16 protein-coding genes are annotated in these 13,685 nt (G+C 59.0%); all 16 read left to right on the plus strand.

Going from position 1 to position 13,685, the window contains the following annotated elements; translation table 11 throughout:
- The first annotated feature begins 12 nt into the window (after window positions 1-12).
- The 16 genes from traQ to AB4Y43_RS16705 all read left to right on the plus strand — a co-directional run bounded on the left by traQ (window position 13) and on the right by AB4Y43_RS16705 (window position 13,683).
- Window positions 13-525, plus strand: coding sequence for a conjugal transfer protein TraQ (gene traQ / locus AB4Y43_RS16630; RefSeq protein ID WP_368728269.1), 513 nt, complete (start codon window positions 13-15; stop codon window positions 523-525).
- A gap of 23 nt (window positions 526-548) precedes the next feature.
- Complete coding sequence (locus AB4Y43_RS16635) at window positions 549-1,142, plus strand: hypothetical protein (protein ID WP_368728270.1); 594 nt, start codon at window positions 549-551, stop codon at window positions 1,140-1,142.
- 29 nt (window positions 1,143-1,171) lie between these two features.
- Window positions 1,172-1,966, plus strand: a complete 795-nt coding sequence (locus AB4Y43_RS16640; RefSeq protein ID WP_368728271.1) for a hypothetical protein — start codon at window positions 1,172-1,174, stop codon at window positions 1,964-1,966.
- 43 nt (window positions 1,967-2,009) lie between these two features.
- Complete coding sequence (locus AB4Y43_RS16645) at window positions 2,010-3,218, plus strand: hypothetical protein (RefSeq protein ID WP_368728272.1); 1,209 nt, start codon at window positions 2,010-2,012, stop codon at window positions 3,216-3,218.
- Window positions 3,199-3,489: a hypothetical protein gene (locus AB4Y43_RS16650; RefSeq protein ID WP_368728273.1), complete on the plus strand. Its 291-nt coding sequence runs from the start codon at window positions 3,199-3,201 to the stop codon at window positions 3,487-3,489. Before AB4Y43_RS16645 ends, AB4Y43_RS16650 begins: the two co-directional genes overlap by 20 nt.
- Entirely contained in the window at window positions 3,486-6,596 is a 3,111-nt protein-coding gene (locus tag AB4Y43_RS16655; RefSeq protein ID WP_368728274.1) for a hypothetical protein, read from the plus strand. The genes AB4Y43_RS16650 and AB4Y43_RS16655 overlap by 4 nt, the downstream gene beginning before the upstream one ends.
- Window positions 6,593-7,192, plus strand: a complete 600-nt coding sequence (locus AB4Y43_RS16660) for a hypothetical protein (RefSeq protein ID WP_368728275.1) — start codon at window positions 6,593-6,595, stop codon at window positions 7,190-7,192. The genes AB4Y43_RS16655 and AB4Y43_RS16660 overlap by 4 nt, the downstream gene beginning before the upstream one ends.
- 2 nt (window positions 7,193-7,194) lie before the next feature.
- The gene (locus AB4Y43_RS16665) at window positions 7,195-9,462 is read left to right on the plus strand and encodes a DotA/TraY family protein (RefSeq protein ID WP_368728276.1); all 2,268 of its coding nucleotides are present in this window, start codon (window positions 7,195-7,197) and stop codon (window positions 9,460-9,462) included.
- A 330-nt stretch (window positions 9,463-9,792) separates the two neighbouring features.
- Window positions 9,793-10,413, plus strand: coding sequence for a site-2 protease family protein (locus tag AB4Y43_RS16670; RefSeq protein WP_368728277.1), 621 nt, complete (start codon window positions 9,793-9,795; stop codon window positions 10,411-10,413).
- Window positions 10,414-10,553: 140 nt separating this feature from the next.
- A complete protein-coding gene (locus tag AB4Y43_RS16675) occupies window positions 10,554-10,949 on the plus strand; it encodes a hypothetical protein (RefSeq protein WP_368728278.1) in 396 nt (131 codons plus the stop codon).
- Between the two features lie 64 nt (window positions 10,950-11,013).
- Window positions 11,014-11,274: a hypothetical protein gene (locus tag AB4Y43_RS16680; RefSeq protein ID WP_368728279.1), complete on the plus strand. Its 261-nt coding sequence runs from the start codon at window positions 11,014-11,016 to the stop codon at window positions 11,272-11,274.
- A complete protein-coding gene (locus tag AB4Y43_RS16685; protein ID WP_368728280.1) occupies window positions 11,213-11,791 on the plus strand; it encodes a hypothetical protein in 579 nt (192 codons plus the stop codon). Before AB4Y43_RS16680 ends, AB4Y43_RS16685 begins: the two co-directional genes overlap by 62 nt.
- 98 nt (window positions 11,792-11,889) lie before the next feature.
- Window positions 11,890-12,594 carry a YkgJ family cysteine cluster protein gene (locus AB4Y43_RS16690; protein WP_368728281.1) on the plus strand — a complete coding sequence of 235 codons (705 nt, stop codon included), beginning with the start codon at window positions 11,890-11,892 and terminating at the stop codon, window positions 12,592-12,594.
- Window positions 12,595-12,652: 58 nt separating this feature from the next.
- On the plus strand, window positions 12,653-13,063 hold the full coding sequence (locus tag AB4Y43_RS16695) for a hypothetical protein (protein ID WP_368728282.1): 411 nt from the start codon (window positions 12,653-12,655) through the stop codon (window positions 13,061-13,063).
- Window positions 13,064-13,099: 36 nt separating this feature from the next.
- Complete coding sequence (locus AB4Y43_RS16700) at window positions 13,100-13,309, plus strand: hypothetical protein (RefSeq protein ID WP_368728283.1); 210 nt, start codon at window positions 13,100-13,102, stop codon at window positions 13,307-13,309.
- Window positions 13,310-13,326: 17 nt separating this feature from the next.
- Entirely contained in the window at window positions 13,327-13,683 is a 357-nt protein-coding gene (locus AB4Y43_RS16705; protein ID WP_368728284.1) for a hypothetical protein, read from the plus strand.
- The last annotated feature ends 2 nt before the right edge of the window (window positions 13,684-13,685 follow it).

Genomic DNA, 13,685 nt, shown 5'->3' on the forward strand with positions numbered 1-13,685 from the left:
GACCTGTCCAGCATGATTACCAGCATCGCTAAGGATCTCCTGACGTTGCAGGCGCTGGCGCAGACTTTTGCGCTCGGCGTTGGGATCGTGTTCTGTGCGGCGGCGATTCAGAACGCAATGAAGAAGTCTGCCTCGGCCGGCGCAGATGTGAGTGGCCAAAGCATTCTTGTCACGTTCCTGATTGGTGCAGCGCTCGCCAATTTCAGTTGGCTGATGACCAACACCATTGGCTCGCTCGGCAGTAGCGGCACGACATACGGCAGCTTGATCTCGTATAGCGGAGCCTCCGCTGCCGGGTCGTTTGCGGGCGCTGTCAATGCAGCGCTGACGATCGTTTCTACCTTTGGATGGTGGTACGGCCTGAAAGGATGGACGTTGTTGAAGCGCGCCTCTAGCGGAGGCGGAGGAGGGGGCTACGAGGATCACGCGTGGAAAGGCTTCGTCCACATTCTGGGAGGAGCAGCGTTGGTGAATATCACCGGCACGCTTGACGCCTTTCAGGCCACCATTGGCAGCAGCAGTTAACCATCAACGAGAGGAATCAAATCATGCAATACCTCACTTCGGCGCGAGCCGTTTTCAACCCGCTGAGTGCCATTCAGCACCTGCAGTACCGCTTGCATCTGAAAGCGGTCGAGCATGCCCCGCTGCTTGTCGCGGCAGCGGCCGTCGGCGCGTGCGTGACGCGCCTGTGGATCGACACTCCGGCGCTCGCGGCAGCAATGATGTTGCTGATCGCGGTCGGCTTGTGGCGCGCTGGCAAGACCGGTGCGCAACGCGATTCCGTCGGGAACATGCTGGCGCTCGCCATGATGCTGTTCGTTATCACGTCGCTCGGCTTCGCGCCGGAAGCACACGCGACGATCGGCGATATGGTTGCTTCGCTGCAAAGCGACGGTACCAAGGTGCTCAACGGCATCGTGTACGGATGCTACGGCGGCGGCGTGGTGTCCACGGCAGTCGGCATCAACAACGGCATCAAGAAGTCGCGTGGCGATCAGCAGGTCACGAACGGCCACGTGTTCGGCTATGGTCTCGGCGGCCCGGCACTGGGCGGTGTCGGCTGGATCATGAGCAACACCATGGGTTCGATGGGCGGTAGCTCGAGCAGCTTGAACGCGCTGCCGGCTGCGACGAACTAAGCAACCACGTCATCCACGAGACACGTCGTATGGCGAACAGCACGCAATCTGTTGATCCTCGAAGGAGCATGGCACTGGACGAACAGGCTGTGCGCAACGCCGGGGTCTCGTGGGACGACGCAACCGCGGGTATGGCCACGCCGGATCCGGCGCTGGCCGCCAACTTCATGTTCCGGCAGTTTCGGGACATCATATTCTCCGTCAAGCGCCGTGTTTGGCGTCAGGACGACGAAAACATGGAGTCGGCCAACACCGACTTCCGTGAAGTCCGCCCCGCAGTATTGAGCAAGGGCAACTATAAATGCGTGTTCTGTGGCTTTCGTTCGAAGCACACGGAGGTCCACCACTGCAACGACAACCACGCCGACAACCGGCCGGAAAATCTCGACATTGCCGATCCGCTTTGCCACGGCACACAGCACATTGGTCAGGTCGGATCGCAAAAGCAGGGCGTATTCGTGTGGCTTGACGGTTTGCCTCAAGCCGAGGTCAATCACCTGCAGCGAACGATCGCCGTTGTGCTCGAGACGGGCGACGACGCGCAGAAGGCCGAAGCGCGCGCGCTGTTGCAGCACCTTGCCAGTCGTGCCGAGCTCGTCGCGAACGCATGGGGGAGTGCCAACCCGTCCGATTTCGCGAACGCGATGCTCCAACTGCGCGACGAGGACTACGACAAACGTATCGGGGTGTTCGCAGGGCTAGCGCTGCTGTACCGCCCGGTTCGCTTCATGGAATACATCGGGCGATGGATTGAGGAGAGCTACAAGACGCTCCCCCTGAAAACGTGGGGCATGATCTATGAGCGCGCCCGCGCCCCTCGCTAGTGGATCCGCAGCCAGCTCCGCGCAAGTTCCGGTTATGGGCGTCATGATTTACGACAACGCCAAGGAATGCACGAGTGGCTTCGCATCCATCGCCGGCGGGCCGGCGACGAACGTTCGGCAGCCTGAAGATCTCGCGAACAACGTCATCTGGCTCACGAACGCCGACTTCACCACGTTCCGCGCGCTGGGGCATCAGAACGTGCACAACCTGCGCGGCAATGAGTTCCTGCGTACACGTCTCGACCAGATCGCAGCCGATCTCGGAATCAGTCTGCTCGGAGAATACGCGCACACGTCGGCCCCGGTACTTTCAATGGTCGTATCACGCATGGTCTCGCTCATTGCGGCCGGCTACCAATGGAAGCCCGGCGAGTTGGCCAACGCGGATTCGCTGTACCTGAATATCAAGTCACGCTTTCCGAAGGACCAGTACATCACGAACAATCCGGGCCTCGAGCGTGCGCTTTGGGCAGCGTATCAGCCGGATTCCGTGGTTACTAAGCCGCATTTCAATCCGAATTCGATTTTCCTGACGCTTCGGGTCAATCGCCTGGCACACGCCCAGGCAGTGATGAATTGCCCTGTGCCGGATGACGCATGGGAATACGTGCACGAGAACAAGCTACCAGTCAGCCAGCGTGAACGTCTGGCGATGTGCCTGGAAGGCGACCGGCCAGTACTCGCCGAAGTCGAGCTGGATATGTCACGTGCCGACTCGGAGTATGCGCAACTGACCGCCTTCGGCAAGAAGACTGCTTCGCGGATGGAATTGCGTAAGTGGGTCTCGCATCCGGAGCTCGTGTGGCTAACGAAGGTCTCTCCGATTCTTATCCGTTCCGTCTACCTGTCGGCGGGCTACCGGCGGTTGCACGAGAAACATCGCATGCCTGACGTTCTTACGAACGACTCACTAATGCGTCTTTCGTACTCGGCGGGCCTGCTCGCCGAAAACCACTGGGTCGCACTCGCGACCGACGAATATCACAAGGGCATGCGCAAGAAGGTGCTGACCTCGCGCGCGGTGTGGTTGCGGGCGGCCGATCGTGCCCAATGCTTCGCGATTGCGCGTCGCGCGCACGATCAGGGATTTTTCGTGACTGGGTACGGGGCAGGGGGCATTCGCATACAGGTCACAAAGTCTGAATTGTGGAACGTACTCAGTTTCTGCATCGAAAACCAGATGGTGTCGCCGGACTTCGCACCGTTGCTCAAGCAGGAAGAGGAAAACGCTTATGCAGCATCAGCAGCCTGAAGCGCAGGCGCAAGCCGCGCTACTGGATTTCGACACATTCGCAGATGTGCTTTGCGGCATCGCCATTCGTACCGGCATCACGCACCAGCTCGACCGCATCCTGATGGAGGCGCGCACGCCGGCCGAGCGCGTCGTGAATGTCGCAAGGGCATTGACGGAAGTTGCAGCGACCGATCCCGGCGTGAGCCGTGTTCTCGATCGCCTCGATGCCATGACCATCCTGCGTAACGAAGTCATCACCCGTCTCGGCAAAGGGAGACCACAACCATGAATTTCGCGCTTATCGTTTTTTCCCTGCTGGGTGCGGCGTTTGCCGGGTTCCTTGCTTTTGGACGCGTTGACCCGGTGCTCGCGAATGTCGAGAGCCTGATTGCCTGGATATCCAGCCTCGCACTAGGCGCGGATCTGCCCGCGCACTGCCAGCTGGAAACCGCGATCGGTCTCGATCCTGACGATCCACGCGCGAAGGAGATGGCGGCAATGGACCCGAAGGGCGCACGCCCGTACATCCTGATCACGCGCAACTGCGCGATGCTGACTGTCTTCGAACTCACGGGATCGATGGACGTAGTCGGCGACGCTGAATTCGAGAGCATTACCGACAATTTGCGCCGGGCTATGACCTCGTATTACCAGAAGCCAGGATATTCGGTCGAGTTCTCGTTTGAGCGGGATCCCGAGCTCGTGCAGCAGCGCGTACGCGCACTCATGCAGCCAGCCTACGACACTGTCAAGCGCATCGGTCTGGACCTCAACGACGTCCTCGATGATCGTGTCGATCGCGTCGCCTCCCTTTGTTCGCACGAGTCCTGTTACGTGCTGCTCTATACGCACCTTACGGCTATGGCACCCGACGAGCTCAAGCGCGAGCTCGCGCGGCACAAGGCGGCCATGAAGGAGTTCAACGTCAAGCCCATGCTGGCAGCCCAATCGGGCACAGCCATCATGAAAGGGCTGATTAGCCGGCACGAATCGTTCGTCGAGGCGATGGAGAAGGACTTCCTGTACGGGAAATTGCACGTCGAAAAGTTGTCCACGCACCAGGCAGCTCGCGCAATCCGCATGGCGTACGACCGGAAGAGGACGGATTCTAAATGGCGACCAGCTCTGCCAGGAGATCGCTTCATGCCGCGTCAAACGCGCGGCAACCCACTGGACGACCTGTACTTGCCTAAGTTTTCCGAACAGATGTGTGTGGGCAAGATCGTGACGGATGGGGACTTCGTTTGCATCAACGGTCAGTACCACGGGTCGGCCTACATGGAACTCGGGCCGCAGGAGATCCACGACTTCATGCTGTTGTTCAACCGCGTGGGCAAGGAGATTCCCTGGCGCATCAAGTACGTGATTGAGCCGGGCGGGCTCGACTCGTCGAAGCTGAAGACCTTCGTGGTCGGAATCATCGGCTTCATGAGCGATACGAACAAGGCGATCAAGCGGTCGTTCGACGCACTCATGGAGGCGAAGAAGGACGGCGAATGCGACGTGTCGGTTCGCATCGCGGCCTCAACGTGGGGGCCGGACAGGAAGACCTGCGAAAGCCGACTCTCGGCTCTCGTGTCGGCAATGCAGGGCTGGGGCGTTACGCAGGTGAGCACCGATACGGGCGATCCGATGCTTGGTCTTGCCTCGACAGTGCCGGGCTTTTCGGACAAGTCCATCGCTCCGAAACTCATCGCACCGCTCAGCCACCTCGTGCGCCTGCTACCGATCCAGCGTGCGGCTTCGCCGTGGTATGAGGGCGGGTCAATTGTTCTGCGCACACTGGATGGCAAGGTCTACCCATACCAACCGAACTCGTCGCTCCAGACAGCCTGGATCGATCTGATCTGGGCCGTCATGGGATCAGGGAAGTCAGTGTTCCTGAACACACTCAATCTCGGGGCGATCCTGTCGCCAGGTTTGAAGCGCCTGCCGCTCATTACAGTGATCGACGTGGGTCCGAGCTCTGCTGGGTTGATCGATCTGATCCGCAACGCACTCCCGACTGATCGCCAGCACGAGGCCATCTATATACGGCTGCGTAACACGTCCGAGTATGCGATCAATGGGTTTGACACGTTGCCGGGTTGCCGTCGACCGACAGCATTCGACCGCGAATTCCTGATCTCACTTCTCACATCACTGGCGACTCCGGTAGGCAGCACAACGCCGTATCCGAACGCGTCGGAACTCTCGGGCATGATCGTGGACGAGGCGTACGAACGCTATTCGACCAACGGTTCGGAGAAAAAATACGAGGCGACGATCGACGAGGTCGTCGATGCAGCGATCGCAAAGACCGGATTCGAGGTCGACCAATACACAACCTGGTGGGCGATCACAGACCACCTGTTCGCCAAGGGAATGCTGAGGGAGTCGCGACGCGCGCAACGCTTCGCCGTGCCGGTGCTCGCGGACCTGATCGAGGCGCTCGGCAGTGAGCGCGTACGCAGCGTGTATGAGCCACGCGAGGATTCGAGAGCCATGACGGAAACGGGCATGGCGCTGCTGGACGCTATGCGCATGGTCATTACAACGGCGCTGAAGGACTTCCCCGTGATCGCAGGGCATACGCGTTTCGAACTCAGCGAGCAGTCGCGCGTTGTCGCTCTGGACCTCGAGGAAGTGACCCGCGGTGCTGGCCCAGACGGTGAACGACGCGCCGAAATCATGTTCGTGTTCGCGCGTCAGATCGCTGCACGCCAGTACTACCTTCCCGAGTCGATTACGGATATCGCCCCTTCCATGTACCACTCCAGGCACCAGGAGCGCTACGAGGACATCAAGGACGAAATGAAGGCCATTTGCGTGGACGAACTTCACCGGACAGCAGGCAAGAAGTCGTTCCGTCGGCTGCTGTCACTCGATCGCCGCGAAGGCCGCAAACATGGTATTCGAGTCTCGCTTGCGAGCCAGTTCATGAGCGATTTCCAGTCCGACGGTGAGGCGATCACCGAGTCGGCCTTCTCCGCCTACATCATGAACGCGGGCAGCCCCGCCGCACGCGCTGACGCGCAGAAGATGTTTGGACTCTCCGATTCGGCCATCACCGCGCTCGAGCGCGACGTTCGTGGACCCGGTCGTTTCCTTGTCTGGCACCAGACCAAACGCGGCATCGTGACACAGGTCCTCCACAACGCACCTGGCGCGATCGAACTGTGGGCGTTCTCGACCACGGCGAAGGACGTTGGCTTGCGTCGCCGTCTCTACCGACTGATTCCGCCGGCGAAGGCACGCCGGATCCTCGCGAAGGAATTCCCTTCCGGGACGGCCGCGCCGTACCTTGAGTCGCGGCAGGCAGAGCAGGGCGCGCAGGACGACGAAAACATCCTTGACACCGTTGCGAAAGAGCTCGTCGTCAAATATGGATTGGACAAACAGGAGCTCGCAGCATGAGTGGAGAAAACCGTTCGACCCCGCCTGCCGGCGGTGAGCAGTCTGAGCGCGCGCGGCCGGCGCTCAGGATCGTGAAGACTGTCGCGCTGAACATGATTCCCGGATACCCGCTTTATGGGGCGATCCGCTCCTTCAAAAGATCCACCGAGCCGGGCGCGGCCGTGATCTCCGATCTCGCAAAGCGACTACCTCACAAGCGCGCGCGTAGACGTGCGCGCAGCTGGAATCAGGTGATGGAGGCGCGCAGGGAGAGCAGGAATCGGGCCGTCGAGGCGGGCGCGGCAAAAGCATTGCCGCAGCGACTTAGCGTGATCCGGAGACGCAGCCTTCAGGCCAAGTGGGTCTTTCTAGCACTTGCGTTCTTCGCGCTTTGCCGCGCACTGGGATACGCCACGAGCGCGCAGTGGACAGGCGTGGTCACGAGCGCATTCTTCGGGATGGTGTGCAGCCTGCAGATCTTCAAGTTCGAGTATCGACTGCGTCAAATGGAAACCGGCCCGAAGAACCCGGATAAACCGCTCATGTCGGCTCGAGAGTTTCTGCGTGACCGTGGTTTCGTGAAGCACTTCTTCAACCCCCGTATCGAGTGGAAATGATCATGCGCAAACTTCGCTTGCTCCGCTCTTTGGGAGCGTCGACCATTGCAGCCGCGCTATCGTTGGCTTCACGGTTTGCCCACGCTCAGTCGGCGCAATCTATTGGCGCGATCACGAGTGCTGCGAACAGCGGCAGCGATCAGTCGATGACCGCGCTGAAGCAGGTCTTTGGCAACGTCGTCACGAATCCGCTGACGGGTGGAAGCGGCTCCGGTTCCACGATCGCCGCGATCCTTGGCACCCTGAATGCCAGCGTGCTGGTGATCGGCGCATTGTGGGCTTGCTATCTTTTTGTCGCGGCGATGATCGCAACCGGGTCCGAAGGGGAATTTCTCGGTCAGAAGCGCTCGTCTATCTGGTATTCAATCCGGAATGGTGTTGGCTTTACGCTGCTGGTGCCGTTCACGGGTGGGTACTCCGGCGCGCAGCTCATCATGTTGTGGGCGACGATGATGGGCATCGGCATCGCGAACCTCGATGTCTCGACGGCGACATCGGTGCTCGCAAACGGGGGAACGCTCGTTGCAACGCCACCGGCACCGCAAGTGACGAATCTTGCGAAATCGATGTTCGAGGCTAACCTGTGCGCACAGGCTGCCAACCTGGCGGCGAACAACCTGCCTAGCGACACCGGGGGCGTCACGGCCGATGCTGGAGAGCAGTTCAATACCCGGTCTACGTCTGGCCAGATCGTGCTGATGAACGGCAACGGTTTGTCGTGCGGCGGAGCATCGGTCAACCTCACGTTGAACTCGACTATCACGGGTGACTCGGTCTCCACGTCCGGGCTCACAGCGATCGTGCCGGACGTATCCGGTGTCGTATCGACGATGCAATCCGCGCAGCAGAGCGCCCTGAGCTCCATGCAGGCCACGTTGCAAAGCGCTGCGGCGTCGTACGTCCAGGCGGTGGCGGCGGGAAGCCAGCCTGCTGACCCTCAGGTAACGATCAACAATGCTGCGCAGGCATATCAGCAGTCAATCCAGGGGGCGATCGCCGGCGCATCCAGTTCCATCAGCGGATTGTCGAGCCAGATCCAGTCCAGTTTGTCTCAAAACGGCTGGATCATGCTGGGTTCGTGGTACCAGACGTTCGCAATGGCGAACACGCAGCTCACCAGTTCGACATCGACGGCTGCAACTGCAATTCCGCCAACCGATCCAGCGAACCTGCCGTACCCGGATCTGTATAACAACGTGCTTGTGACGTATCACCACCAGCTCGCGCAGGACGCCTCGACGACGGTGGCGACTAGCTCGTCGTCGAGCTCGGGATCGAATAACCTCTCGTCGGTGTCGAGCGATCCGGGACATGTCCTTTCGGGGCTCTTCCCCGGCCAGCGGCTGGTCAATCTGGTCACAACGTCCATTCAGAACATCGGGACCGGGACCGGCACCAATCCGCTGATCGGGATGAAGAATGTGGGGGACTATATTCTCGATGCAGGCGATGTGATGCTCGCTGCATATATCGCGAATTCCGCATTCGAGGGGGCGACGGGATCCGGTATCGGATGGGTTGCGGACAAGGCGCTGGACGTCGTGACGCTTGGCGCGTCGGACTCCGTAAAGGGCGCACTTCAGCAGGTCATCAAGGACCTGTCGCCGATCATCATGTTGCTGTTGCTGAGCCTGTTCTTCTTCGGTGTCATGCTCTCGGTCTATCTGCCGATGCTGCCGTTCATGGTCTGGTTTGGCGGGATCCTGAGCTGGTTCGCGGTGGTCTGCGAGGCTGTCGTCGCTGCTCCGTTGTGGGCATTTGCGCACCTCGACGGCGAAGGCGAGGGCATGGGGCCGCGGACGTCGTATGGCTACGTCTTTATGTTGAACCTGATGCTCCGTCCAGCGTTTATGGTGATCGGCTTTCTGCTGGCGAGTATCGGAATCGTGGCTTTCGGCACGCTTCTGAACTCCTTGTTTGGAACGGCGTTGGCCAATGCGCAGTTCAACAGCACGACCGGGATCGTGAGCATCATCGCGTACATCGCGCTCTACGTGGGCATGTGCCAGACGCTTTGCCAGTCCATGTTCGGGCTGGTCCACCATGTTCCTAATGCCGTATTTGCGTGGATCGGGACTGCGTTGCATAACACGTTTGGACACGACGCACACGACAAGGGCCATACGGTGATTGCAGGTGGAGTGAGGACTGCCGGCACACATGCGCAAGGGGCTATAGGACGCGGCGGCCAAGCCGTACCTGCAGCGCCGGTCGCAACGGCCACACGTCTGTCCCCGACGAGTGGCATAACCAGCGGCGTTCGAGACTGAGCAAGCGTCTATGCATACTGAATAGCCCGCAATCCTGCGGGCTTTTCCTTTGCCTCAAAGAGCTCGTTGTTGCGATCCCACAGGGTCACACGGGGCTGCTGCTCTGGGGGCGTCCGCGACGCCTCATTGTGTCCGAGTTGACGATCCTACCCGTTGGGGATATACAGTGAGCGCACAATGCGGCCGATACAGAAGAGCGTAGATGGAAAGCAAGGGGCAAACGTGGCTTCGTGACTGGCCGCGATGGTGTAGTTCGTCCGCGCTGATACCAAAGAAACTCACTGACGCCAGAGTTTTCCTACGCTTCGTCTCCGCGTGCACGAGGAGATCGTGGCTGATGCGATCGAGCGGGCTTGCCGCCTCACGGGCGCGGCTCAACGCGAGAAACAAAATAAGCGAAGGCAGGTAAGCGTGACACCCACAGACGCAATGTTGGTCATTACGACGTTCGCTCGAATGCCGGTAATCATGATGGGCTCGGTTTCCGACGGGCGAGCGGTCGCCGCCTTCCTCGTCCTGCCAATTCCGACGGTTGTCGCGAACCTGATTGCCCACGAGTTAGGCCACGGCTTTTTTGCGATTCTAGCCCGTGTACAGATAAAGGGATTCCGAATCGGCGGCGGGACACCGATCGCTCAGTGGTGCTGGAGAAACGTTCACTTCAAGCTCTGTTGGGCATTGTGGAAAGGGGCACACATCGATCTGGGGGAGCTGCCGAATTCCCGGTGGAAGCAATTGATGGTCTATGCCGGCGGAGTGCTTGGGAATCTCGCTTTCAGCATCGCCGTCTGGCTTGCGTTGCCGCGAAGCGCGTGGCTGGAATGCCTCGTCGTCACCGCAGTCAGCGTCGCATGCGCCTTGCAGAACCTGATTCCAGGTGCGCCGGACGGCAACGCCATCTGGCGCCTCGTCTGGCGCGGTGTTGCATCATCGAAAGGGATCGAACAATAATCAGCGACACGAAGGCACGAGGGACCGGATAGATGGGGCGCAAGGGTTTCTCGGAACGGTAGCCGGTATCTATTCGGCAAAACGGACAGCAAGGCTGACGGCGGCAGTTAAGGGATTCATACGGAAACGGAGAAAATGGAATGTCTGTGATACAACTCGGTCGAATTGACGCGACCATTGCTGATGTGCTGGAGTTCCTGCAGAACGATCTGGAGACACTGGCCGGTGTGGACTCGCCGCGCCTTGCGTTCGAGGTGAAACTGACGCTTCGCACTGGGAAGGGCGATACGTATCCGCTCGGCGTGAAGGTTGAGCGATCTGATGTCGCTGAGGGGAGGTCGTACAGCTTCGAGACCAGCCATCACGCCCATACGCCCGACCAGATCTCAGCGTACGTCACTTCTCTGCCTTACGAAGCCTCAGTCCCCTATGCGATTCACCGGGCGATCGATACGGTGAAACCCTACGTTGATCAAGCGATACAGAACGGTCACCGCTTCGACACAAGCTGGCTAGTTCCGAATCCGCACTATTGATTCCGGACGGCGGGAGCCGGCATTGAAAGGAAGGGCGATTTTCTCGCAGTCGGAGGCCGAACGCGTGCGAGAACTGCTGCGGCGGATTCGTGCCGCTGATAGTGACGCGCAAAAGAGTCTTCGCTTCCGCCTGAGAAACGAAGTCGGCTTTTTCATCACCGACTTCGCGAAGTCAAATGCTGGTTTTTCTGTTGCTGATTTACAGACTCGCCGAGCAAGCGGAGATCACAATCGAATGAAGACGAGAGCGGGGGAAAAGGACGATGAACTATCAGAATTATCTGTGTATCAATCAAAAGCACAAACCGATTCCGTACGGCGGTGACGGTGTCCCGCGTGAAGACGGAGAAGCGAACTATGGATTCGTCTGTCTCAAAGGCGCACTAGACCGCGTCGATTCTGTACCCGAGCTTGCCCGTGATGCATCTTTGCGCCGACTTGCAATAGCAGCCAACGGGGACGAGACGGCGCTGCTGTCTGTTGGTTGCCTGAGTTCAGCTGTCGCCGAGGAAGGAAAGCACCGGTATACGGGCTACTTTGAGTTTGCTTTCAACTCACGAAGTGGGATTGCCGATGCGGGCAATTACTTCCCGCTCTTCTTCCACTTCGACAGAATGCTGTCCACGGTTAAGGACTTGCGTCCGGTGACTTACCATTGGGAACTGCAGCCGTGCACGTTTACCGACCGAGGGAACGCCTCGGGGTTCTCCTGCGGCGTCACAGTGAACACGCATTGGGCTCCGACGCTTGAGGTCGCGTGTGGCGACTGGGAGAGCTCGATCGACCAACTTACCGATTTTCTGCGGCAAATCGGACCACCCCCAGACGACCGGATCTACTGAGCCGAGATCGCTCGCTTCGTTGCGTGAGTCGACGTTGAAACGGGAAATGCCACTGGTGTCGAGCCAGAGCCTGTGCAGATCACCCCACGGACAGAAAAATGAACATAACCCAGATGATGAGCGAAGCGACCAGCCTCGCGCAAGAAGAAAGCGAAGCGCTGACGCGGCTTCTCACTGCCCCTACGTCTGAGCCTGTGGCTCAGAAAGTGATCGCGTTCTACCGGCGGATGGACGCGCGAATGGGCGAAGCAACCGAGCCAATTGCCTGCGCCGCCGGCTGCTCGTACTGCTGCTACTACCACGTCCTTGTAACGGGTGCCGAAGCTATCACCCTCGCCGAACACGTTGACCGCCTACCTGAGCCGCGGCGTACGGAAGTCAGAAAGGCCATTGAACAAACCGCCACGCGCGTATCCGCGATGGCGCGCGAAGAATACCTTCGAACAAACGTACCGTGCGCATTTCTTAACGGCGGTCGGTGCTCCGTCTATTCCGTGAGACCTACCGCCTGTCGCGGATTTCATTCGCGAGACGCAAGTGTCTGCGAGGAAGCATTCGATAATCCGTTAAGTGATCCACCGAACCAATACGACCCAGCGCGGGAAGCGGTAAAGATTGGGTTCAAGAACGCCGTATTGGCCGCACAGTTTCGTGCCGGCGCTGATGCGACGTCATACGAAATGCATGGTGCCGTCGCGGAAGCGCTCAAGAATGGATCATCCACGAAGCGCTGGAGGAGTGGGAAGCTGTCTTTTCCGACCGTCAAAGACCGAACGTCTATCGAAGAGATGACCCAACAGTGAAACGCGGCGGGTTTGCGAGCGCGATCGGCATGCGGAAAAACAGGTACTAGGGAAGTCAATGAACAAGTTGCGAACGACGATGCTGCATACGCTTTTTCCGATACTGCTCTCGGTGGTGTCGAGCGCTCAGGCTCAGAGCTTCTCGGGCGTGAGCGACCCAATAGGGATAAGCAAGATTGTTCACTCCATTCCTACCTTCGGAGGCGACTTAGGGAGCAGACTCGCTGCCGCTAATATGAGCGTGGAGAGTATCGTTATTCACAAGCTGACCAAAGATGACGTTGCAGAAGATCCGATGCATGTCGCCATCGGTGACGTCGAATATCAAATAGCGACGAAGGGCGAACCGCAAGCGGGTGGATGCAAGATTCTTGGGTCGCCAACGATCATCAAGCGCGGTCATCGTTATCTTCCGGAGGACCGAACCGGAATGTGGCTGCTGACGGGAAAATGCACAGTGCCCGACTGATCGGGCTTTGAATAAGACACAAAACTGGAGGACACAATGGCAACAACGATGTATTTTGAAGAGACGATTCGCGATCAGGGTGACAAAGCTACCTTCCACGTTGAGATCGGTCGTTCGTCTTTCTACAAAGAGGACAGCATTTACCTGACCGTGGACGGTAAGACGGTCATCATGGATCAAGCTACCGCAAAGCGGTTTGTGGAAGCCGTCGTTGCGGTGGGCCAGTATCACCGAATGATCGACTAGCGTGGTTGGCGGGAAACGTGAGCCGCATCTGGAAGACAACTGGGACAATCCTTTCCATACTCATGTGGGTTGCCCCCGTTGCGTTTGTCGCGCCCTGGCTACCGTGGAGGCAAGTCGCCGAGATCGGTGCGATTGTTGTTGTCGCACTTGTCGTGGCGTGCCGACTACCTGAACCACTTGTTCATCCCGGCTTCTTGGTCGTGCCGCTCTTCGGCATCATCTTCACATACGAAGTCCAGACGATGCAGCTGCACGGCTGGTTCTCTCAATCCGTGTTGGCGTGGGTTATCTCTGCCTTCGGTTGCGAATTTTTGCGCAATAGATTGGGGCACGTGCGAGAGTTGGATGCATTTAAGAAGCAGTCAGATTCATGAAG

The sequence above is a fragment of the Paraburkholderia sp. BR10872 genome (assembly GCF_040965835.1).
GTDB classification, from domain to species: Bacteria; Pseudomonadota; Gammaproteobacteria; order Burkholderiales; family Burkholderiaceae; genus Paraburkholderia; species Paraburkholderia nodosa_A.

Excerpts from the sequence above, each read along its gene's own strand:
- traQ (WP_368728269.1), top strand. The coding sequence starts at position 13 with ATGATTACCAGCATCGCTAAGGATCTCCTGACGTTGCAGGCGCTGGCG.
- AB4Y43_RS16635 (WP_368728270.1), top strand. The coding sequence starts at position 549 with ATGCAATACCTCACTTCGGCGCGAGCCGTTTTCAACCCGCTGAGTGCC.
- AB4Y43_RS16640 (WP_368728271.1), top strand. The coding sequence starts at position 1,172 with ATGGCGAACAGCACGCAATCTGTTGATCCTCGAAGGAGCATGGCACTG.
- AB4Y43_RS16645 (WP_368728272.1), top strand. The coding sequence starts at position 2,010 with ATGATTTACGACAACGCCAAGGAATGCACGAGTGGCTTCGCATCCATC.
- AB4Y43_RS16650 (WP_368728273.1), top strand. The coding sequence starts at position 3,199 with ATGCAGCATCAGCAGCCTGAAGCGCAGGCGCAAGCCGCGCTACTGGAT.
- AB4Y43_RS16655 (WP_368728274.1), top strand. The coding sequence starts at position 3,486 with ATGAATTTCGCGCTTATCGTTTTTTCCCTGCTGGGTGCGGCGTTTGCC.
- AB4Y43_RS16660 (WP_368728275.1), top strand. The coding sequence starts at position 6,593 with ATGAGTGGAGAAAACCGTTCGACCCCGCCTGCCGGCGGTGAGCAGTCT.
- AB4Y43_RS16665 (WP_368728276.1), top strand. The coding sequence starts at position 7,195 with ATGCGCAAACTTCGCTTGCTCCGCTCTTTGGGAGCGTCGACCATTGCA.
- AB4Y43_RS16675 (WP_368728278.1), top strand. The coding sequence starts at position 10,554 with ATGTCTGTGATACAACTCGGTCGAATTGACGCGACCATTGCTGATGTG.
- AB4Y43_RS16685 (WP_368728280.1), top strand. The coding sequence starts at position 11,213 with ATGAACTATCAGAATTATCTGTGTATCAATCAAAAGCACAAACCGATT.
- AB4Y43_RS16690 (WP_368728281.1), top strand. The coding sequence starts at position 11,890 with ATGAACATAACCCAGATGATGAGCGAAGCGACCAGCCTCGCGCAAGAA.
- AB4Y43_RS16695 (WP_368728282.1), top strand. The coding sequence starts at position 12,653 with ATGAACAAGTTGCGAACGACGATGCTGCATACGCTTTTTCCGATACTG.
- AB4Y43_RS16700 (WP_368728283.1), top strand. The coding sequence starts at position 13,100 with ATGGCAACAACGATGTATTTTGAAGAGACGATTCGCGATCAGGGTGAC.